We start from the raw sequence: 21,307 nt of genomic DNA on the forward strand, positions 1-21,307 counted from the left end.
GGTGCCTGCTGGTCATGCTGCGTGACTTCCTTGCGTCTCGGTGCGGGCGATGCCTTCCGGCTCGCCGAACAGGCGGGTCAGGAACTGGCGCTGTTGTTCCGGCTCCTCGAGGGGATTGAAGTGGCGCTTGAGCTCACTGCCATCCTCCCGCGTCGCCAGATACCAGCCCACATGCTTGCGCGCGATGCGCGTTCCCATGTAGTCACCGTAGAATTCGTACAGGGCCTCGAGGTGGGTGCGCATCACGAGGGCGCGCTCCGCATCGCTCGGGCCACAGGCTACCTGGCCGGTGGCCAGGTAGTGATTGATCTCGCGGAAGATCCAGGGATTGCCCTGGGCCGCACGGCCGATCATCACGGCGTCGGCGCCCGTATAGTCAAGCACATGTCGCGCCTTCTCGCCGCTGTCGATATCGCCATTGGCGAAGACCGGAATCGACACCGCGGCCTTCACGGCGGCGATGGTGTCGTATTCGGCCTCACCGGTATATTTCTGCTGGCGAGTACGACCATGCACGGACAGCGCCTGGATGCCGGCGCTTGCGGCCATGCGCGCGATGGCGATGGCGTTGCGCGTCTCTTCGCACCAGCCGGTGCGCATCTTGAGCGTGACCGGCACGTCCACGGCGCGCACCACGGCATCGAGAATCTCGCCGACGAGCTTCTCGTCGCGCATCAGGGCAGAACCAGCGGCCTTGTTGCAGACCTTCTTGGCCGGGCAGCCCATGTTGATGTCGATGATCTCGGCGCCCATCTCGGCGTTGAGCGCCGCGGCCTCGGCCAGCATGGCGGCGTCACCGCCGGCGATCTGCACGGCACGCGGGCCGGGTTCGCCAGCATGGTTCATGCGCGTGCGGGACTTGACGGTATTCCACAGCCGCTTGTCACTGGTCACCATCTCCGATACCACCAGCCCGGCGCCCAGCTCACGACATTGCTGTCGGAACGGGCGATCGGTGACACCGGCCATCGGGGCCAGAATCACGCGATTGGGAAGCTGATGTACGCCGATGCGGGGCAGGTCGGCGGGAAGCGGGGTATCGGTCATGGGTCTCGTGTCATGCGAGTGGTGTCAGGCGCGCGAGCCGCTGTCGTGTCAGGGATTCGCGGGGGCGTCATGATACCTAGAGCGCCGCAGGGTTTGAAGGGCTATTTCATCCACAATGCATCGCGGATGCGTTCTCCCTGCGCGGCTGCGGCGCTCACGGCGTGGCTCAGCCCATCAGTGGACGCTGACCATTGAGGCGTACCCAGCCATCGCGCTCGGTGGGCTCTTCCATGATCAGGCCGGCCTCACGATAGGCGTCGAGCACCTCTCCCGCCTGGGGCGCGAGAATGCCGGAGAGCGCCAGCAGGCCACCCGGGGCGACGCTGCCCGCGATCTGCGGAGCCAGTTCGACCAGCGGGCCGGCCAGGATGTTGGCGACCACGATCTGATAGCCCGCGTCCGGCAGGCGGTCCGGGTAGCACAGGGTCAGCTGGTCGCTGACGTCATTGCGCTGGGCGTTCTCACGCGAGGCCTGCAGCGCCTGCGGGTCGATATCGGTGCCCAGCGCATCCACCGCGCCGAGCTTGAGCGCGGCGATGGCGAGAATGCCGGAGCCGCAACCGAAGTCGAGCACGCTGTGCTGGGCGAGCTTGCCATCGACGGCCAGCCCATCGAGCCATTCCAGGCACAGGGCGGTGGTCGGGTGGGTGCCGGTGCCGAAGGCCAGGCCCGGGTCGAGCATCAGGTTGACGGCGTCCTGCTCCGGTGCATCGTGCCAGCTGGGCACGATCCACAGGCGCTGGCCCATCTTGAGCGGCTCGAAACCGTCCATCCATTCACGGGCCCAGTCACGGTCCTCGAGGATCTCGACCTCGATCTCCGGGCAGGGCTCATCGGGAATCAGTGCCGCCCAGCCGGCCTTGACCCGCTCGCGCATGGCCTCGATGCCTTCGGTGCCATCCCACAGGCCAGTGAGGACAGTCTCGCTCCACAGCGGCGTGCTGCCGAGGTCCGGTTCGAACAGCGGTTGGTCTTCTGCATCCTGCAGCGTGATGGCGCAGGCGCCTTCTTCCATCAGCAGATGCTCGAGAATCTCGGCGTGGTCGGGGGCGATACGCGCCTTGAGTTGCAGCCAGGACATGGTGACTCCTGTCGATGGGCGATAAGAAAGGGGAGGAGGGCACAGACGACAGAAGGGCAGCCGAGGCCACCCTTCTGTCGTGCGTCTATCGGCAACACGCGTCACCGATCTCAAGCGGGGCGCCTTACAGGCCCAGCTTCTTCTCCAGATAATGGATGTTGACGCCACCTTCCTGGAAGCCGGCATCACGCACCAGATCCTTCTGCAGGTCAGTGTTGGTCTTGATACCTTCCACCAGCAGCTCGTCGAGGGCATTGCGCATGCGCGTCAATGCGATCTCGCGGCTCTCGCCCCAGGTGATCAGCTTGCCGATCAGGGAGTCGTAGTGCGGCGGAACGGTGTAGCCGGAGTACAGGTGCGAGTCCATGCGCACGCCCAGACCGCCCGGCGCGTGATAGAGCTCGACCTTGCCCGGAGACGGCATGAAGGTGCGCGAATCCTCGGCATTGATGCGGCACTCGAAGGCGTGACCGCGCAGCTCGATATCTTCCTGCTTCACGGACAGCGGCAGGCCGGAGGCGATGCGCAGCTGTTCCTTGACGATATCGATGCCAGTGACCATCTCGGTCACCGGGTGCTCGACCTGAACACGAGTGTTCATCTCGATGAAGTAGAAGCCGCCGTTCTCGTACAGGAACTCGAAGGTGCCGGCGCCACGGTAGCCGATCTCGATGCAGGCATCGGTGCACGACTTGAGTACCTTGGCACGCGCTTCTTCGTCCAGCTGCGGCGCCGGTGCTTCTTCCAGCACCTTCTGGTGACGACGCTGCAGGGAGCAGTCGCGGTCATACAGATGGATGGCGTTGCCCTGGCCATCGGCCAGTACCTGGACTTCGACGTGACGCGGGTTCTGGAGGAATTTCTCCATGTACACCGTGCCGTCGCCGAAGGCCGCGGCCGCTTCACCCTGGGTGATGCTCACCGAGGACAGCAGGCTGGCCTTGGAGTGCACCACGCGCATGCCGCGACCACCACCGCCAGCGGCGGCCTTGATGATCACCGGATAGCCGATGCGCTCGGCGATGGCGTACATCTCGTCTTCGTCTTCCGGCACCGGGCCGTCGGAACCCGGCACGGTCGGAACGCCGGCCAGCTTCATCGCCTCGATGGCCGCGACCTTGTCACCCATCATGCGGATGGTGTCAGCGCGCGGGCCGATGAAGGCGAAGCCGGAACGTTCGACCTGTTCGGCGAAGTTGGCATTTTCCGACAGGAAGCCGTAGCCCGGGTGGATGGCGTCGGCGTCCGTCACCTCGGCGGCTGCGATCAGCGCCGGGATGTGGAGATAGGATTTGGCAGAGGAGGCCGGGCCGATGCACACGGCTTCATCCGCCAGGCGGACGTGCATCAGGTCGCGGTCGGCCTTGGAGTGCACCGCTACCGTCTTGATGCCCAGTTCCTTGCAGGCGCGAAGGATGCGAAGGGCGATCTCGCCGCGGTTGGCAATCAGTACCTTGTCGAGCATGGTGACGTGTCCGTTGGGATCAGGAAATGACGATCATGGGCTGGTCGAATTCAACCGGCTCGCCGTCTTCGATCAGAATGGCTTCGACGACGCCATCCTTGTCGGCTTCGATCTGGTTCATCATCTTCATGGCTTCGACGATGCAGACGGTATCACCTTTCTTGACGCTCTGGCCGACTTCGATGAAGGCCTTGGAGCCCGGCGCCGGAGAACGGTAGAAGGAGCCGACCATCGGGGAATTGATGGTGTGACCCTGCGGCGCAGCCGGTGCTGCCGGAGCGGTCGGTGCTTCAGCGACTGCTGGAGCGGCCTGCTGCATCGGCTGCTGCTGCATCATCATCGGGGCCTGCATCATCGGCTGCTGGGCGAAGCCCTGCGGATGGCGGCTGATGCGAACGGACTCTTCGCCTTCCTGGATCTCGATTTCGCTGATGTTGGACTCTTCGAGCAGCTCGATCAGCTTCTTGACCTTGCGGATATCCATGAAATTAATCCCGATGTAAATGTGGCTGGAAATGGGGGTGTGCAGCCGTGATAGCGGCGGCTGCGGGCGACAGCCCCGACGGCTGTCCCGACCATGGCGATGGCCGGTGAATCCTGGTATCAGGCAGTGATGAGACCTGATGGCGGTGCGTGAACACCGCTCCGGACGTGCCCTTACTGCGCGAGATCGTCCAGGGCGGCGTCAAGCGCCATGTCATAGCTTCGAGCGCCAAAGCCCATGATCACGCCGCGTGCCACATCGGAAAGATACGAATGGTGGCGGAACGGCTCGCGGGCATGGGTGTTGGAAAGGTGCAGCTCGATGAACGGGAGTGCGACGCCGAGTAGCGCATCGCGCAGCGCAACGCTGGTATGGGTAAAGGCCGCCGGATTGATCAGGATGATGGCGGTGCCATCTTCACGGGCAAGGTGGATACGCTCGATCAGTACATGCTCGGCATTGGACTGCAGCCAGTCCAGCTGATGGCCGGCCGCGCTGGCGCGCTGGACCAGACGATGGTGGATATCCTCCAGCGTGGTGGTGCCATACACCTCGGGTTCACGGGTCCCCAGCAGATTGAGATTGGGGCCGTTGAGTACCAGGATGCGCGCCATGAAAGTCCCTTGTGTCAGCCGTGCTCGAGCACCAGGCTCGTTGAGCTGTTAACCCATGAAGAAAATGCAAAGATACCGTCACTATCCACGACGTTTACCTATTGAGCGTAGGCTGTTGCCGTAGTGACGCGGATTCTGCCGAAATTCTCGAACGCTGTCCAGTTTGGCACTGAACCGAAGATTTTGCCGCATTCTTCGTCCTCGCGTGCATCTCGGCAGCAGCTGCGCTGCGCCGGGCCTGTGGCAGACACGCCGCTCAGTTCGCGCGCTGCGAGGTGCCGCGCAGCTGATCCAGCACCGCTGTCAGGTGCTGGCCGAGCTGACTGGCGTTGACCTCCCCCTGGATGCGCGCCGCCTTGAGCTCGCGTTCATCGGCGAAGAACAGCAGGCTGGGGGGGCCGAACAGGCCGAATTGCTTGAGTAGTGCCTGGGTGGCGGCCCCGGTACTGGTGACGTCGGCGCGAATCAGGTGGAACTGGCGCAACTGGCTGGCGACCCTTGGGAAGACCTCGCGCTCCATCACCTTGCAGGAGATGCACCAGTCGGCATAGTAGTCGACGAACACCGGCTGGCCGCGGCTGGCGGCAACTGCCAGTTCTCGCTCGAGCTCGTTCATGTCGCTGACGGTGGTGAAGTCCATTGACGTCTCGGTAGCCCCCCCGGATGATGTGCCGCCAGTGAAGGGGGCCAGCGGGCGCAGCGGGTCGCTTGCGCCGCCTGCCACGCCCAGCAGGCTGATCATGCCCCAGCCCAGCGCGACCAGTCCCAGTGCCTGACGGGCACGCGCCCAGCCTCGGGTCTGTGTGCTGAGCGCCCCCAGCGCCACGCCGGTGCCGATGGCCAGAATGGCCCAGCCCAGCACTGCCAGCGAGGCCGGCAGCAAGCGCTCCACCAGCCACAGCGCCACCCCCAGCAGCAGGATACCGAAGGCCTGCTTGATGCCCTCCATCCAGCCGCCGGCCCTGGGCAGCAGGCTGGCGCCGAAGGTGCCGACCAGAATCAACGGCACGCCCATGCCCAGCCCCAGCGCGAAGAGTGCCAGCCCGCCGGTCATGGCATCGCCACTGGCGGAAAGATAGACCAGTGCACCGGCCAGAGGTGCCGAGACGCAGGGCGATACCACGAGTACCGATAACGCGCCTGCCAGCGCCAGGCCGCCGGGGCCGGCGTTCATCAGGCGCCCTTGCAGTGTGTCGAGCCGTGAGTGCATGCCGCTTGGCAGTCGCAGATTGAAAGCGCCGAACATGGCCAGCGCGAACAGCACGAACAAGGCAGCGAAGGGAATCAACACGGCAGGCGCCTGCAGGTGTGCCTGCAGGTTGAGCCCCGCGCCGAACAGGCCCATCAAGGTGCCGGCCGCGGCATAGGTCAGGGCCATGCCCAGGGCGTAGCTCGTGGACAGCAGCAAGGCGCGCGGGCGGCTGGGGCGCTGGCCGACGATGATCGAACTCAGGATCGGAATCATCGGCAGCACACAGGGCGTGAAGGTCAGCCCGAGACCGGCGAGGAAGAACAGCCCCAGAGCCGTCAGCAGGCTGGCATCCGCGAACAGTGCGCTGAAGCCGGCATCGGTGCCGCTGATCGGGGCTGTTGTGGTGCGGGGGGCCACTGGCGCCGTCGTATCGCTTGACTGGCTGGCGGTTGGCATCAGCTGCGCGAAGGGGGCAGGGGCACTCTGCTCGCCGGCCTGCAGAGTGACGGTCTCCGGCGGATAGCAGAGCCCGGCATCGGCGCAGCCCTGGAAGGTGATGGAGAGCGGGACCGGGCCGCTGGCCGGTGTGTCGTCATGCACTGCCTTGCTCGAGGAGGCGCTGGTCAGCGGGATGCGAATGACCAGCGCATCGTGGAAGACATGCACCTCGCCCATGTAGGGGTCGTTCTTCAATTCTCCCGGCGGCAGGTCGGCGTCGCCCAGCACGACCTGGTCGCTGGTGGTCGCGAAGCTGAATTGGTGACGATAGAGGTAATAGCCTTCGGCGCTGGTGAAGCCGACATACAGGGTGTCGCCCTCGCGCCAGCTGCGCGGCTTGAAGGCTTCATTGACCGGCAGGAAATCGCCCTGATTGCCGCCGCCGAACAGGCTGGACGTCGCCCTGCTGGAGCCGCTGCCGGCGTTTGAACTTGAGCCTGAACTTGAGCCTGAGTCTGAGCTGAACAGGCCGGCACTGGCGGGCAGCGCCGTCATTGCCTGCGCGACCACCAGCGCGACCGCCAGCAGGGTTGCCAGCAACTCAGGGCCCAGCAGGCGTGAGAACGCGGAGGGGCGTGCGCGGCCCGTTGGCAGCGCCATGCTGACTTTCAAGAACGAACGAAGCACGAAAGCATCCTTATAAAGTGCCGAAAGAACATCCTGCAGGCCTCAAGGCACTGCAGTGTCGCACCGCCATCATCCTGCTCGGGGGCGAGCGTTGGATCGTGAGCCAGCCCATCATCGCCGCGCACGACTTGCACGCGGATGAATGTGCCACCATGTAGCAGATATCCCGCTCGTGTGAGGGCGTGTGAGGACGTATCGGGTTCGAGTGGTGAAGCCGCCTGCGCGGGTGGCAGTCTGGCACTCGGCTCGTACCGCGACTCAGCCCGCGGCTCGGTCCGCGGCTCGGTCCGCGGTTCGGTCCACGACCAGGCCCGTGACCCAGCCCGCAATCCGGAGCGCATCGCACCTTGTCACAGAACCGGCACTTCACCGAGTGCGACTGGCACGTGCAGGGGCGCATGATAGGATAGGACGTACGTCATGAGTACCGGCGCTGGATGCATCGGCGCGGCTCACATCCGTTCAGGCAGGTCTGACTCGTCTCTCACACGGCTTTTTCTACAAGGCTTCATACAAGGAAGAACGCATGGCCCTATTCGGTAAAGGCAGCAAGCGCGGCGCCAATCGCGATGTGCTGGAAACGCCTCAGTATGGCTGGATCTGGAAACCACTGATCGGGCTGTTCGTCATTTACCTGCTGGTCTGCGTTGGCCTTGGTATCTACTGGAGCAGTGAACCGGACGAGTTCAACATCGATCAGGCCACGCGCACCGAACTGGCTCGCGTGCATGGTCTGGCCGCACCGGTGGCCAAGGTCGAGGGCGAAGAGCCGGCACCGGCATTCGAGACTCTGCCGACAGGCACCGCGACCGTCGCCACCCTGATGAAGCTCAACGATACCCTGTTGCACAAGCCGGGCGGCTATCTCAAGAATGATGTGGCGCCGCCGGGGCTGATGCTCGACAACATGCCCAACTGGGAATATGGCGTGCTGGTGCAGGTGCGTGACATGACTCGTGAACTGCGCAAGGAATTCAGCCGCTCGCAGTCCCAGTCCAGTGATGACAAGGCGCTGGGCAAGGCCGAATCCCTGCTGTTCATCGATGCCAATGCCTGGATGCTGCCGGAAGCCGAGCATGAATATGCCGCCGCCAACCGTGAGCTGGGCGGCTACCTCAAGCGTCTGAGCGATGACACCCAGAACAACGGCCAGTTCTACGCGCGTGCCGACAACCTGGTGGCCTGGCTGTCGGATGTCGAGAATCGTCTCGGTTCTCTGTCCCAGCGCCTGTCGGCCAGTGTCGGCAAGTCGCAGCTCAACCTGAGCCTGGCCGGCGACAAGAGCGCCACCTCGGCCAAGAGCACCCAGACGGAAGAGGAGATCAAGACGCCGTGGCTCGAGATCGATGATGTCTTCTACCAGGCGCGTGGCACCTCCTGGGCGCTGATCCATCTGCTCAAGGCAGTGCGTCATGACTTCCAGGGCGTGCTGGAAGACAAGAACGCGCTGACCTCCATCGACCAGATCATCCGTGAGCTGGAAGCGACCCAGACCGATATCGGCAGCCCGATCATCCTCAATGGCTCCGGCTTCGGCTTCTTCGCCAACCATTCACTGGTGATGGCCAACTACGTCGCGCGAGCCAACTCCGCGATCAGTGACCTGCGCAGCCTGCTCGAGAAGGGCTGATCCCGTGACGCCCGAGGCCGCCTGAGGACTATCCTCACCGGTGTCGGGCGTGAGCCGGAAACGAAAAAGCCCCCGTCAATGACGGGGGCTTTTTTGCATCGTGATGCCTGAATCGCACATCACTTCAGAAGGACTCAGTCCTTCTGGTAGGCAGCGGCTGCCTTCTCGATCGCGGCACGGGCGGCATCAGCACCGTCCCAGGAATCGATCTTGACCCACTTGCCTTTCTCGAGATCCTTGTAGTTCTCGAAGAAGTGCGCGATCTGCTGACGCAGCAGTTCCGGCAGATCAGTGACTTCCTGGACGTCGTCGTACAGGGAGGTCAGCTTCTGGTGCGGGACGCAGACCAGCTTGGCGTCTTCACCGGCTTCGTCGCTCATGTTGAGCACGCCGACCGGACGCGCCCGGATGACGCTGCCCGGTGCGACCGGATACGGGGTCACGACCAGCGCGTCGAGGGCATCGCCATCGTCGGCCAGGGTGTTCGGGATGTAGCCGTAGTTGGCCGGGTAGAACATCGGGGTGGCCATGAAACGATCCACCATGAGCGCATCGATGTCCTTGTCGATCTCGTACTTGATCGGCGCGTGATTGGCCGGAATCTCGATCGCTACGTAGACGTCGTTCGGCAATTCCTTGCCAGCGGGGATCTTGTCGAAACTCATTGTCGAGTCCTTGGGTTTGCGGGTTGAAGGCCTGCGGGTCAAAATTCCGCTGAATTATACGAACTGGCAGACCGTTTTGCCATTATGCCACGCTCGATCGCCTTGCGTTGCACCAACGAGTGGTGGCACTGCAGGCTGACTCGGGTAACACTTGGGGCCGTCCAGCGCGGCGCAGCGGCGATTGCGTGTTTCAGCGTCGGGCTGGCGCTGCGTCACCACCGCATGCATGAAACGTAACGGCAGGATCGAGACGCAAGGAGACCGCCTTGGCGGATGCAGAGCTTTCACTCAGTTACGGTCAGGCCTTCGTGGCTCCCGACCGCAAGCGTCATCGCAGCTCGATGTCGCTGGAGATACCGCTGGAGCGCGGCCCGCTGGCGGCCAAGGGCGGCTGTGCGCTGATCGCGGACACCACCAGCAAGAACGCGATTGCCAAGCAGGCCGGCGACCTTGCCGTGCGTGGCTTTCTGGCCGATTACTTCGCCACGCCCGACAACTGGAGCGTCAAGTATTCCGCGACCCGCGTGCTGCGGGCGCTGAACAGCTGGTGTTACAGCCAGAGCCGCTTCGTGCGGGGCGGCAGTTACGTGACCTCGATTTCCGCCGTCGTCTTCCGGGGCCAGTCGGCGCATCTGTTCCATGCCGGTGACACGGTGGTCTTCCGGCTGCGTGGCGGCGAGTTCGAGCAGATCTCGCGTGACCATGTCACCGATCTCGGCGGCTATCGATATCCGTCGCGGGCGCTGGGCATGGATGTCAGCCTCGACATCGACTACATCGAGCTGCCGCTCAAGCAGGGCGATATCTTCCTGTTCACCACCCAGGCGGTGCGCGGCACCCTGCTGCCTTCCGATTTCGTGTCACTGATTCGCGATGACGTCTCGGATCTCGATGCCGCCAGTGAGCGCCTGGCGCATGCCGCGGCGGACCGCGCCGATGAGCGCGGCTACACGGCCGACCAGTTCTGCTTCCAGCTGGTGCGCATCGATCGCCTGGCGACTGCCTCTGACGATACGCCGGGGCGCGTCTATGGCGACCTGCCGGTACCGCGTGAGCTGGAGCCGGGCGACCGCATCGATGGCCTGGAAGTGATGGAGGTCATGTCGCGCAGTGCGCGGGTACGCGTCTACAAGGTGCGTGACCTCAAGAGCCGACGCGTGATGGTGATGAAGGCGCCCAGCCCGGAGCTGTCGCTCAAGAATGCCTATCTCGAGCACTTCCTGCTCCAGCAGTGGGTGGTGGACCGCGTCAGCTCGCCCTTCGTGGTCAAGGTGGTGGAGCCGTCACGCCCGCGTGATCACCTCTACTATCTGCTCGAGCATCTGGAGGCGCAGACACTGACCGAATGGGCACGCATGCACCCGCAGGCCAATCTCGAGCAGCGTCTCGATATCGCGCGTCAGCTTGGCAAGGCCGTGCACGCCCTCAATCGTCGTGAGGTACTGCACCAGCTGATTCACCCCGACAACGTGATGATCGACCGTCATGGCAAGGTGGTGCTGGTCGATTTCGGTGCCTGCCATCTGCGTGAGGGGGATGGCCATGAGAGCGCCGGTCCGCTGGCGCGTCAGGTCGGCCTCACCGAGCACAGCGCACCGGAATATGCCCTTGGCGCCGATGTCAGTCGGCGCAGCGATCAATACGGCCTGGCCTCGGTGATCTACTGGCTGCTGACCGGCATGCAGCCCTACGCCCAGTCGATGGAGCAGCTGCGCACCCATACCGACCTCGAGCTGCTGGAGTATCAGCCAGCCCGCATGCGCAATCCCCAGGTGCCACAGATCCTGGACGATGCCCTCAGGCGCGCCCTGGACCCGCAACGCACCCTGCGCTATCGCCGCCTGTCTGAGCTGCTCTACGCGCTGCGCCTGCCGCAGCAGGACCCCGGCAAGGCGCTGACGCCCTCGGAGGCGATACGTGAACCGGCCAATTTCTGGCAGGGCGTCGCCGGCATCCTGCTGTTGCTGCTGGTGCTGTCCTGGCTGCTCAAGTGAGCGCAGAGCCTGATGGCGCTCAAGGCCATGGTGGGAGGAAGAGGTGTATGGGACAGACCGCGATCGTGATCGGCGCGACCGGCGTGGTCGGGCGCGAGGTGGTGGCTGAACTCATCGCCTGCGAGGCCATCGCCCGAGTCATCACGCTGACGCGCCGGCCGGCGCCTGGCGATTCCGGTAAGGTCGAGAACCATGTGGTCGACTTCGCGCGGCTGGAAGACTGGGCCGATTGTTTCCAGGCGGACCTGCTGTTCTCGTGCCTGGGCACCACGCTCAAGCAGGCAGGCTCGCTCGAGGCCCAGCGGCGTGTCGATATCGATCATCAACTGAGTGCCGCCCGGCTGGCGGCCGCCCAGGGGGTGACGCACTACCTGCTGGTCTCCTCCAGCGGCGCCAATCACGCGAGCCGCAATGGCTATCTCAGGATGAAGGGCGAGCTGGAAGTGGCCATCAAGGCGCTGCCCTTTGCGCGTATCAGTGTCTTCCAGCCGTCATTGCTGGTGGGGGAGCGCAGCGAGTTCCGCCTGGGCGAGTCGCTGGCGCGCTATCTGTTGCCGTTGCTCACCCGCTTGCCGGGCTTGCAGCGCTATCGACCGATCCGTGGCGCTCAGGTGGCGGCACGTATGGTCGAGGTCAGCCAGCGTCAGCAGCAGGCGCATGCGGTGTACCGGCTGGAGGAGGTGTTTCCCCCTGCATGACAACTGACAGCCATCAAAAAGCCCCGCACAGTTGCCTGTGCGGGGCTTTTTTACACTGGCTTCACTGTCACCGACCGGCTCTGTCAGCGACCGGTACTGTCAGCAACTGGCCGTGTCAGCGACGGATCGCTCAGGCGCATCAGCGCCAGGCGATCAGATCGTGAATGGTGTCAGCTTCTTCTCGACCTTGGCCAGCGTGAGCCTGGCGACCGCCGGCAGACCATTGACGAACGGCGGGAAGTCCTCGCCCTGGATCAGCGGCGACAGATATTCGCGGCAGGCGTCGGTGATGTAGAAGCCATCTTCGGTGATGAACTCCAGCGGCATGAACTTCTCGTGGTTGGCGATCTGCTCCAGCGGCGCCTCGATGATGTCCCAGGCGTAGTCAGCGCCATCGCCGAGGCGACGGATCGCCGGCATCACGGCATTCTTGCCGGCCAGCGCCATCTCGACGGCGGCACGGCCAGTGGCGTAGGCCTGCTCGACGTCGGTCCTGGAGGCGATGTGACGCGCTGCGCGCTGCAGGTAGTCGGCCACCGCCCAGTGGTACTTGTAGCCCAGATCCTGCTTGACCATGCCGGCCAGTGTCGGCGCGACGCCGCCCAGCTGCCGGTGGCCGAAGGCATCGGTGTTGCCGGCATCGGCCAGGAAGGTGCCATCTTCGTAACGCGCACCTTCGGAGACCACCACCACGCAGTAGCCGTGTTCCTTGACGCAGGCATCGACGCGCGCCATGAATTCCTTGCGGTGGAAGGCGACTTCCGGGAAGACGACGATGTGCGGCGGCTGGGTGGCATCTTCACCGGCCAGAGCGCCGGCAGCGGCGATCCAGCCCGCGTGACGACCCATGACTTCCAGGATGAACACCTTGGTGGAGGTGGCGCACATGGAGGCGATGTCGAGACCGGCCTCGCGGGTGGAGGTGGCGATGTACTTGGCCACGCTGCCGAAGCCCGGCGAGTTGTCGGTGATCGGCAGGTCGTTGTCCACGGTCTTCGGCACGTGGATGGCCTGGATCGGGTAGCCCATGGTCTCGGCCAGCTGGGAGACCTTCAGGCAGGTATCGGCGCTGTCGCCGCCACCGTTGTAGAAGAAGTAACGGATGTCGTGGGCCTTGAACACCTCGATCAGACGCTCGTACTGGGTACGGTGGTCCTCGATGCTCTTGAGCTTGTAGCGGCAGGAGCCGAAGGCACCGCCCGGCGTGTGGCGCAGCGCGGCGATGTTCTCGTCGCTTTCCTGGCTGACGTCGATCAGGTCTTCGGTCAGGGCACCGATGATGCCGTTGTGACCGGCATACAGCTTGCCGATCTGGTCGCCGTTTTCACGAGCGGCTTCGATGACGCCACAGGCACTGGCGTTGATGACGGCGGTAACGCCACCGGACTGGGCGTAGAAGGCATTGTGCTGGGGCATGGGCTTCTCGTCTCTGCTTCCTTGTCATGGTCTTGAACGGGCTGGCGCTTACCCGCCGCATCATATCCGAAAGACATGACCCCTGCACGACGCCCGAATGCCACTGGGGGTGTCGTCCATCCCTGACAGGCCGCGCGCTACTCGCCGCCTGGCGGGCATGCTAGGCTGCTCGGGCTTCCGGATTGGAGAAACAGATGCACCTTCACGTCATCGGTATTTGCGGTACCTTCATGGGCTCTCTGGCGCTGCTGGCGCGCGCACGCGGTCATCGCGTCACGGGGAGCGATGCCAACGTCTATCCGCCCATGAGCACACAGCTGGCCGAGGCCGGTATCACCCTGATGGAAGGCTATGCGGCCGACAATCTCGTCCCCGCGCCTGACCTTACGGTGGTCGGCAATGCCGTCTCTCGCGGCAACCCTGAAGTCGAGGCGCTGCTCGAGCGTGGTCTGGCCTATACCTCCGGCCCGCAATGGCTGTGTGACGAGGTGCTGACCGGCCGTCCGGTGATCGCGATCGCCGGCACCCATGGCAAGACCACCACCGCGACCATGACCGCCTGGATTCTCGAATGCGCGGGTCTCGCGCCGGGCTATCTGATCGGTGGCGTGCCGCCGCAGCTGGGCGATTCCGCGCGTATCGGCGACCCCCGGGCGCCCTTCGTGGTCGAGGCCGATGAATACGACACGGCCTTCTTCGACAAGCGCTCCAAGTTCGTGCATTACCGGCCGCGCATCGCCGTGCTCAACAATCTCGAATTCGATCACGCCGACATCTTCCCGGATCTCGCCGCCATCGAGCGTCAGTTCCACCACCTGGTACGTACCGTGCCGGCAGGCGGCAAGCTGGTGGTCGCGGCGGACGCCGTCGCCGGTGCCGAGGCGCTGGAGCGCGTGCTGGATCAAGGCCGCTGGACGCCGGTGGCGCGCTTCGGCGATGAGAGCGGTATCGAGAATGCCGGTGGCGACTGGCGCTATCGCCTGATCAGTGCCGACGGCAGCCACTTCGCGCTGGCGGCACCGCTTGATGATTCAGGCGAGGCGGACCGCTTCGTCGAGTGCCAGTGGGCGATGCGTGGGCGCCACAACGTGGCCAATGCCTGCGCCGCCGTGGCCGCGGCCGTCGAATGCGGCGTGAGTCTTGCAGTGGCACTGGAGGCGCTTGCACGCTTCGCGCCGCCCAGACGTCGCCAGGAGCTGCGCGGTGAGGTAGCGGGCGTCAAGGTCATCGATGACTTCGCGCACCACCCGACCGCCATCGCCACCACGCTTGAGGGCCTGGCGCCGGGCGTGGCGGCCGAAGGGCAGGGCGGCCGCCTGTGGGCGGTGATCGAACCGCGCTCCAACACCATGAAGCTCGGCACCATGAAGGCGCGCCTGCCGGCTTCAGTGACCGCGGCCGATCGCGTCAGCTGGTTCGCGGGCCCCAGCCTCGGCTGGTCATTGGAGGAGACGGTCAGCGAGTGCCGCGCGCTCGGCGTGGAGGCTGAGGTCGAGCAGGACCTCGACGCCCTGATCGCGAAGATCGCCAATCAATCCCGCGCCGGCGACTGGGTGGTGGTGATGTCCAATGGCGGCTTCGGCGGTATCCACGAGCGCCTTCTTGCGGCGCTGGCAGCACGTGAAGGTGAAGCATGAAAGCGCAAGCGACAGCCCCAGAGGGCGAGTTCAAGTCGGCGGTCACCGTCGCGCTGACCGGGGCTTCCGGTGCCCAGTACGGCCTGCGCCTGATCGAGTGCCTGGTCGCGGCCGGTCATGAAGTGATGGTGATGGTCTCCAAGGCGGCGCACATGGTGATCGCCACCGAGACCGACGAGGAGCTGCCGGCGCGCCCGGCGCGTCTCACTGAGGTGCTCACGCAGCGCTACGCCGCCAGACCCGGCCAGATTCGCTGCTTCGGGCGCGAGGACTGGATGGCCCCGGTGGCTTCCGGCTCTGGCGCGCCGAGCGCCATGGTGGTGTGCCCGTGTTCCACCGGCTCACTGTCCGCGATCGCGACCGGGGCCAGCAACAACCTGATCGAACGCGCCGCCGACGTGGCACTCAAGGAGCGCCGCACCCTGATTCTGGTGCCGCGCGAGACGCCGTTCTCGGCCATCCATCTCGAACACATGCTGAGTCTGACACGCATGGGTGCCGTCATGCTGCCCGCCGCGCCCGGCTTCTATCATCGTCCGCAGACCCTCGATGACATGATCGATTTCATCGTCGCGCGCATTCTCAACCAGCTGGGAATCTCGCATGCGCTGATGCCGCGCTGGGGCGAGGGGCATGTCAGTGGCGATTGAGGGGCGGTCAGTCGATCCGCTCGGGTGAGAGCTTGTCAGAGGCATCCCTCTGGCACTGCATCAGACTGTGCAAGGAGAGCAGGGAATGCTGAATTGGTCATTGTTGTCGGTGTTCGTGCCGACATTCTTTCTGGTCTCGCTGACGCCGGGCATGTGCATGACGCTGGCGATGACTCTGGGCATGACCCAGGGCGTCAAGCGCACGCTGTGGATGATGGTGGGCGAACTGCTGGGCGTCGGGCTGGTGGCGGTGTCGGCGGTGATCGGCGTCGCGACCATCATGCTGCGCTATCCGATGGTGTTCTCGGCCTTCAAGCTGGCGGGTGGCGCCTATCTGGCCTGGCTGGGGATCCAGATGTGGCGTTCACGTGGCCGCCTGGCCCTGGGGGTGGCAGGGGAGGATGCGGCGGCACCGCGCGCCTCACGCCGTGCTCTGGCGGCACAGGGCTTCGTCACCGCGATCGCCAATCCCAAGGGCTGGGCGTTCTTCATTGCGCTGTTGCCGCCGTTTCTGGATGCCAGCCTGCCGCTGGCGCCGCAGCTGATCGCGCTGGTCGGCATCATCCTGACGCTGGAATTCACCTGCCTGCTGCTCTACGCCGGCGGTGGCAGCAGCCTGGCGCGCTGGCTGGGGCGTGGCTCGCGTGTGCGCCTGATGAACCGCGTGGCCGGTACGCTGATGATCGGCGTGGGAATCTGGCTCGCGACCGGTTGATGTCGGCATGACTGAGCCAGGCATTGCAGCTTGTGAACACATCAAGGCCCGCCATTGGCGGGCCTTGATGTGTTCAGGGGCGCGGCTTTGGTTTAGCTGCGGCGCTGATTCAGCTGCGGCGCAGGGTCTCAAGTGCTGCCGCCGCCACGATGAAGCTGCCGCCGACCAGCGTCAGCCAGGTGGGCACCTCGCCGAGAATCAACCACGCCAGCAGCACGCCGTAGACGGGTTGCAGGCAGCCGATCATGCCGACGGTCTTGGCCTTGAGGCCACCGAGAGCGAAGGTCATCAGTGCATGCGGCGCTGCCGTGAAGACGATGGCCAGCACCAGCATGGCGATCCCCGTCGAGGGGCTGGCATCCATGATCTCGCCGGAGACGAACGGCAGTGTCAGCACCACGACGCCCAGCGCCTGCAGGCTCATCGACAGTACCGGATTGAGATGGCTGAGACGGTAGCGCACCAGCAGATTGCGCGCCGCGAACAACAGGCCCGAGAATACGCCCCATAACACTCCCGCCAGGCTGTCGCCCTGCGCGCTGCTGTCGCCGCCGGGGACGAGCAGCCAGACGCCGATGCAGACCAGTCCCGCTGCCGCCAGGTCCTTCGCTTTCAGGCGCGTGCCTTCCACCCAGGGCTCCAGCAGCACGATGAAGATGGGATAGGTGAACAGCGCCAGCATGCCGGTGGCCACGGAAGACACCTGCATCGAGTGAAAGTAGCTCACCCAGTGCGCGGCCATCAGCGCGGCGGCGATGCCCAGCAAGGCCCAGTCGCGCCCGCTAAGACGCAGCGAGACATGCCACTTCAGGCGCGCCAGCCACAGCAGGAACAGCCCCGCCAGCAGGCTGCGCCAGGTGGTGATATCGAGCGCCGAGAGGGGCACGCCTTTCGAGAACAGCGCCGTACCGCCGAGCAGCGCGATGCCGAGATGAATCGACATCAGTGCCTGGGGTTGGTTGGCGGGAGGGGCAGCAGGGCCGGGCATGAGGTTCCTCGTCATCAGGGGGTAGTGAAAAAGCCGCCATCTCAGGCGGCTCATCGGTTTACAGCGCTATCACGGCAACGTTATCGCGACGGCCTGAGCGGCAGCAGTCTGATCGCGACAGACTAGAGCGGCAGCCAGACGAAGCGTGTCGCCAACAGCAGCAGGCTCGCCATGCTCAACCACAGCAGCGGAGCTGGCGATTCCAGGGGGGCCGAGGGCTGGCGCACGAAGGCGGGATAGCTGATGCGAACCAGCGCACAGACCAACAGCCCCAGACAGGCCCCGCCCAGCACATCGCTGAGGTAATGGACGCCAAGCGTGATGCGTGACAGTCCGACGAGCGTACAGGCGGCGATGGCTGCCCAGTAGATCCAGCGGCGTCGCGAGGAGGGCTGGCGCTCGGCGACGAAGGCGGCGGCCAGCCCGAACACTGCCACGCTGCCGGCGGCATGGGCGCTGGGAAACGACATCGATCCTTCCAGGAAGGCGGGGGTATCCGGACGCGGGCGCTGGATCAGGTGCTTGAGCACGGTATTGGCGCTGGCGATGCCCAGCCAGGCGGCCGTCAGATGCAACCACACCGCGTGGCGACCCTTGAGCAGCAGCCATACCAGCCACGGAGCCACGAGCGCCGCCAGGCCGGTGCCATCGGCGAGGCGAGACAGCACGAGGCTTGCCTCGCGCAGCCAGTCCTCGGGCATCAGTGAGGTGAGGCTTGCGGCCAGCGAGGCGGCCACGCGGTCGATCCACCACGGCTCGGGATGGGCCAGCACCGCCAGGCTCATGGCGGGCACGCTGATCGCCGCGAAGATCAGCAGTGCCATCGAGGCGAGCGGAAACTCGCCCTCGGGGTCGGGATGACGCAGTTGCCACCATAGACGCCGCCCGGAAGGGCTGCGACGCATGCGACGAGCCAGCCAATGATAGAGGCGGCCCTCGCGGCCCAGCTGGCGGCGCAGGAAGGAGAAGGCGAAGGCACAGGCGATCAGGCCGCTGGCCAGGCCGACCAGCAGGCCGTCGGCCCCTTCCGGCAGGGTGAACAGTGACTGCCAGGTCTGGCCCAGCAGATAGCCCGGCAGCAGGTAGGCCGGTGCCCAGGCCAGCGCCGAGAGGCCATTGACCAAGAAGAAGCGCGCCGGCGGCATGTCGAGCATGCCGGCGACCAGCGGGATGATCGGGCGCACCGGGCCGACGAATCGCCCGAAGGCGATCGACCAGCTGCCGTGGCGATGAAAGAACTGCTGACCGTGCTCGATCCACTCGGGATGGCGCGAGAAGGGCCAGCGGCCGGGCAGTTGATCGCGATAGCGGATGCCCAGCCAGAAGCTCACGCCATCGCCGATGATGGCGCCCAGCGCACCGGCGGCCAGCAGTATCGGCAGCGAGAGTTCGAGATGGCCGGCCAGGGAGGCGCCGGCGGTGAGAATGACCACGCCCGGCACCAGCAGGCCGATGATGGCGAGAGATTCAAGCAGTGAGACCAGGCCGATGACGGCGACAAGGGCTGCCGGGTGATCGCTCAGCGTGGTCATCAGGGTGTCGATCATCACACTGGGGTTCAGCCAATGCAGCAGTGACGCAAGGGTGTCGCTCATTCATTGAGATCCATCAGGGCAAGCTGGCTGGCCAGCAGGCGTTGCTCGAGTTTCTGGGTGGTGTCATCGGCCTTGTACGTCACCAGGCGCGCGCGGGCAATGATGGAGCCGGTTTCCGGCTGTGTGGCCGCTGCCAGCGCCGCGGTCAGGCGCTCGCGCATGATCAGCGCTCCCGCCTCGCCGGTATTGGGCAGCATCAGCCAGAAGGACGACTTGTCGCTGCGACACAGCAGGTCGCCCTGGCGCGAGACCTCCTGCATCACGTCGCAGGCCATCGCCAGGCATTCGACGCGCCTGTCCTCGCCGAACTGCTCGCCGAGCATGTCCAGTTGCGGCAGATAGACGACTAGAATGCTGAACGGTTGATCCAGCGCCCGCGCACGTGCTGCCTCACTGATCAGCCGCTGCTGACCGGTGCGGGCATTGAAGGCATTGCACTCGGTTTCCTCGCTGGCGGTCAGGCTCATGACACCTGCCTGCAGGCTGTTGATGACGAACGGCTGGCTGGCTACCAGCAGCAGACACAGGTAGCGCAGTATCTCGCCGAAGTTGTCTTCCTGCTGACCCAATAGCCATAGCCACAGTGGTGCCAGCACCAGATTGAGCAACATTGCCGGTGCCAGGGGCAACAGCAGCAGTGTCAGCACGCTGGGCAGCCCCAGCCACAGCGACATGCCCGGGTAGGTGCCCGGCGCCTCGAGTGCCAGCATCAGATAGCTGGCGATCAGCGTCAGGTAGGAAGGCAGCGGCTGCTCATCATCGAGGTGATTGAGGCCGGCGGCAATCGCCATCAGCAAGGTGGCCAGCACCGGCGTCAGGATATGCTCGAAATCGCCCACCAGGTAGCGCCACAGGGCGTAGGTGGCGATCACCGCGGCGGCCAGCAGCATGATCAGTGTCTTGCGATTGGCGAGTTCCCGACGCTCGCGATGGGCCAGGCTGTGCAGAGGAGACATCAGTGATCATTCCCCCGCGACGGTGCCACGGCGACCTTGTCTGCCGCGCTGGCCGGTTTGAGGGTGTCTCGCCCATGGTCTGATGGGGCATCGTCTGTCGGGGCGTAGTCTGACGGGGCATCGTCTGTCGAGGTTTCGTCTGACGAGGCATCGGCATCGGCAGGCTTGCGAGGCAGTGGCGGCAGCAGGGTGATCGGCTGCGGTTCATCGCTCAAGTGGGCGCTGAGGCGCTTGAGGTCCAGCGCGCTGGGGTCGCTGTCGTTGAGAGGCTGCACGCGGGCGCGGATCGGCATCGCGAGATGCTCGATCAACTGGCGACGGCGCAGACTGGCCATGCGCTCGCCGCGGGTGACCAGCAGGACGGCCAGTGCCCCGTCATCGAGCTGGTAGCGGGTCTCATGCGGCAGCGCGGCACTGTCGAGGGTGTTCATCAGGCGACGATTGGCCAGACGACCGGTCTTGACCGGAGCGAGCAGGATCAATTCGATATGGATGTCCTCGCGATCGGCGCGGGCAATTTCCCGCGGCAGGTCGCGCATCAGCTGGTATTGTGACCAGATCGCGCGGTTGGAATCACGCCGACCACGCCGCTCCAGCTGCATCCAGACCTGCTGCTGGCGCCGTCCACCGATGGCACCGAGCGCCATCAGGGTCGCGGTGATGCCGATGCCCAGGCTCAGCCAGTCGCTGCCCAGCTGAGCGAGCGCCAGCCAGGTGGTGACCAGTCCGATCAGTGCGCAGGCTGGTGCCAGCCAGCGCGGGCGCGGATAGAGCAGCAGGACGGCAAAGCCCCACAGCCACATCAGGTGTTGCTGCGGGGCCAGCAGTACCAGCGCACTCATGATCAGCGCGACGCTGAGCATCACCAGCGTGCGGAACCAGCGCAGGGTGAACAGCTCGTGGGCGAGAGAGACCACCAGCAACATCGTGCCACCCACCGCCAGCAACAGGGCAGTGAGCGTCAGGCCGATACTGATCTGTCGTGCCGCTTCCAGCAGCAGCAATACAGAGCCGAGCAGACAGACGAACTGACTGAGACGGACTTTGAACTTGATCTCCATGGTGACTTATATTGGCACCTTTGCCGTGGATGGCGCGAAATCGGCCGAATTCCCTGGCCGAACGGTCTGTGACGAGGGCATTGCCTGCACGTTTGCAAGATGCGACGGTGCTCCGATCATGCAACGTCGTCTGCAATAATGGCAGCATACCCCAAACGGCGAGTGACAAAAGTGTCTACGCCTCTGAGGCTTTCACATACGACCACCACGTCTGGCCTTCACATCAGGCCTTCACGTCGGGCTGTACGTCAGGGCTTCATGTCGAGGCTTCTCTGGGGAATGCCCTCGCGGGGC

At 64.9% G+C, this 21,307-nt stretch carries 18 protein-coding genes; 6 read left to right on the forward strand and 12 right to left on the reverse strand.

Annotated features, from left to right (window positions below; all coding sequences use genetic code 11):
• Nucleotides 1-12 precede the first annotated feature (12 nt).
• From dusB to dsbD, 6 genes are all read right to left on the reverse strand, one after another.
• Nucleotides 13-1,047 (reverse strand): tRNA dihydrouridine synthase DusB, encoded by a 1,035-nt coding sequence (gene dusB, locus QD356_RS01160; protein ID WP_192838394.1) that lies wholly within the window; start codon nt 1,045-1,047, stop codon nt 13-15.
• Nucleotides 1,048-1,213: 166 nt separating this feature from the next.
• Nucleotides 1,214-2,128 carry a 50S ribosomal protein L11 methyltransferase gene (gene prmA, locus QD356_RS01165; RefSeq protein ID WP_043331989.1) on the reverse strand — a complete coding sequence of 305 codons (915 nt, stop codon included), beginning with the start codon at nt 2,126-2,128 and terminating at the stop codon, nt 1,214-1,216.
• Nucleotides 2,129-2,252: 124 nt separating this feature from the next.
• On the reverse strand, nt 2,253-3,593 hold the full coding sequence (gene accC / locus QD356_RS01170; protein WP_043331987.1) for an acetyl-CoA carboxylase biotin carboxylase subunit: 1,341 nt from the start codon (nt 3,591-3,593) through the stop codon (nt 2,253-2,255).
• A gap of 19 nt (nt 3,594-3,612) precedes the next feature.
• Nucleotides 3,613-4,077 (reverse strand): acetyl-CoA carboxylase biotin carboxyl carrier protein, encoded by a 465-nt coding sequence (gene accB, locus QD356_RS01175; RefSeq protein ID WP_192838395.1) that lies wholly within the window; start codon nt 4,075-4,077, stop codon nt 3,613-3,615.
• Nucleotides 4,078-4,250: 173 nt separating this feature from the next.
• On the reverse strand, nt 4,251-4,691 hold the full coding sequence (gene aroQ / locus QD356_RS01180) for a type II 3-dehydroquinate dehydratase (protein ID WP_192838396.1): 441 nt from the start codon (nt 4,689-4,691) through the stop codon (nt 4,251-4,253).
• Between the two features lie 256 nt (nt 4,692-4,947).
• On the reverse strand, nt 4,948-6,981 hold the full coding sequence (dsbD, locus tag QD356_RS01185) for a protein-disulfide reductase DsbD (RefSeq protein ID WP_225996490.1): 2,034 nt from the start codon (nt 6,979-6,981) through the stop codon (nt 4,948-4,950).
• A gap of 553 nt (nt 6,982-7,534) precedes the next feature.
• Between dsbD and QD356_RS01190 the strand changes: the two genes are divergently transcribed.
• Complete coding sequence (locus tag QD356_RS01190; protein WP_192838397.1) at nt 7,535-8,638, forward strand: DUF2333 family protein; 1,104 nt, start codon at nt 7,535-7,537, stop codon at nt 8,636-8,638.
• Nucleotides 8,639-8,772: 134 nt separating this feature from the next.
• On the opposite strand, the gene ppa is transcribed toward QD356_RS01190, so the two are convergent.
• Complete coding sequence (gene ppa, locus QD356_RS01195) at nt 8,773-9,303, reverse strand: inorganic diphosphatase (protein ID WP_043331979.1); 531 nt, start codon at nt 9,301-9,303, stop codon at nt 8,773-8,775.
• A 266-nt stretch (nt 9,304-9,569) separates the two neighbouring features.
• Here ppa and QD356_RS01200 point away from each other — a divergent pair, with 266 nt between their 5' ends.
• Together QD356_RS01200 and QD356_RS01205 are read left to right on the forward strand one after the other, a co-directional pair.
• Complete coding sequence (locus tag QD356_RS01200; protein ID WP_043331977.1) at nt 9,570-11,297, forward strand: bifunctional protein-serine/threonine kinase/phosphatase; 1,728 nt, start codon at nt 9,570-9,572, stop codon at nt 11,295-11,297.
• A gap of 47 nt (nt 11,298-11,344) precedes the next feature.
• Nucleotides 11,345-11,995 carry an NAD(P)H-binding protein gene (locus tag QD356_RS01205; RefSeq protein ID WP_192838398.1) on the forward strand — a complete coding sequence of 217 codons (651 nt, stop codon included), beginning with the start codon at nt 11,345-11,347 and terminating at the stop codon, nt 11,993-11,995.
• 153 nt (nt 11,996-12,148) lie between these two features.
• On the opposite strand, the gene QD356_RS01210 is transcribed toward QD356_RS01205, so the two are convergent.
• Nucleotides 12,149-13,411: a 6-phosphofructokinase gene (locus tag QD356_RS01210; RefSeq protein WP_043331973.1), complete on the reverse strand. Its 1,263-nt coding sequence runs from the start codon at nt 13,409-13,411 to the stop codon at nt 12,149-12,151.
• 194 nt (nt 13,412-13,605) lie between these two features.
• Here QD356_RS01210 and mpl point away from each other — a divergent pair, with 194 nt between their 5' ends.
• The 3 genes from mpl (at nt 13,606) to QD356_RS01225 (ending at nt 16,413) form a co-directional block, all read left to right on the forward strand.
• Nucleotides 13,606-15,048 carry a UDP-N-acetylmuramate:L-alanyl-gamma-D-glutamyl-meso-diaminopimelate ligase gene (gene mpl, locus QD356_RS01215; protein ID WP_192838399.1) on the forward strand — a complete coding sequence of 481 codons (1,443 nt, stop codon included), beginning with the start codon at nt 13,606-13,608 and terminating at the stop codon, nt 15,046-15,048.
• Nucleotides 15,045-15,698: a flavin prenyltransferase UbiX gene (locus QD356_RS01220; RefSeq protein ID WP_192838400.1), complete on the forward strand. Its 654-nt coding sequence runs from the start codon at nt 15,045-15,047 to the stop codon at nt 15,696-15,698. The genes mpl and QD356_RS01220 overlap by 4 nt, the downstream gene beginning before the upstream one ends.
• A gap of 85 nt (nt 15,699-15,783) precedes the next feature.
• A complete protein-coding gene (locus tag QD356_RS01225) occupies nt 15,784-16,413 on the forward strand; it encodes a LysE family translocator (protein WP_192838401.1) in 630 nt (209 codons plus the stop codon).
• Between the two features lie 109 nt (nt 16,414-16,522).
• Here QD356_RS01225 and QD356_RS01230 read toward each other — a convergent pair whose 3' ends face one another.
• The 4 genes from QD356_RS01230 to QD356_RS01245 form a co-directional block, all read right to left on the reverse strand.
• Nucleotides 16,523-17,401 (reverse strand): DMT family transporter, encoded by an 879-nt coding sequence (locus QD356_RS01230; protein WP_054555037.1) that lies wholly within the window; start codon nt 17,399-17,401, stop codon nt 16,523-16,525.
• A 122-nt stretch (nt 17,402-17,523) separates the two neighbouring features.
• Nucleotides 17,524-18,996 (reverse strand): bifunctional DedA family/phosphatase PAP2 family protein, encoded by a 1,473-nt coding sequence (locus QD356_RS01235; protein ID WP_225996468.1) that lies wholly within the window; start codon nt 18,994-18,996, stop codon nt 17,524-17,526.
• The gene (locus QD356_RS01240; protein WP_052384343.1) at nt 18,993-19,952 is read right to left on the reverse strand and encodes a diguanylate cyclase; all 960 of its coding nucleotides are present in this window, start codon (nt 19,950-19,952) and stop codon (nt 18,993-18,995) included. The genes QD356_RS01235 and QD356_RS01240 overlap by 4 nt, the downstream gene beginning before the upstream one ends.
• The gene (locus tag QD356_RS01245; RefSeq protein ID WP_192838402.1) at nt 19,952-21,013 is read right to left on the reverse strand and encodes a hypothetical protein; all 1,062 of its coding nucleotides are present in this window, start codon (nt 21,011-21,013) and stop codon (nt 19,952-19,954) included. The genes QD356_RS01240 and QD356_RS01245 overlap by 1 nt, the downstream gene beginning before the upstream one ends.
• Nucleotides 21,014-21,307: the final 294 nt, after the last annotated feature.

Source organism: Cobetia sp. 2AS (assembly GCF_029846355.1).
Classification (GTDB): domain Bacteria; phylum Pseudomonadota; class Gammaproteobacteria; order Pseudomonadales; family Halomonadaceae; genus Cobetia; species Cobetia amphilecti.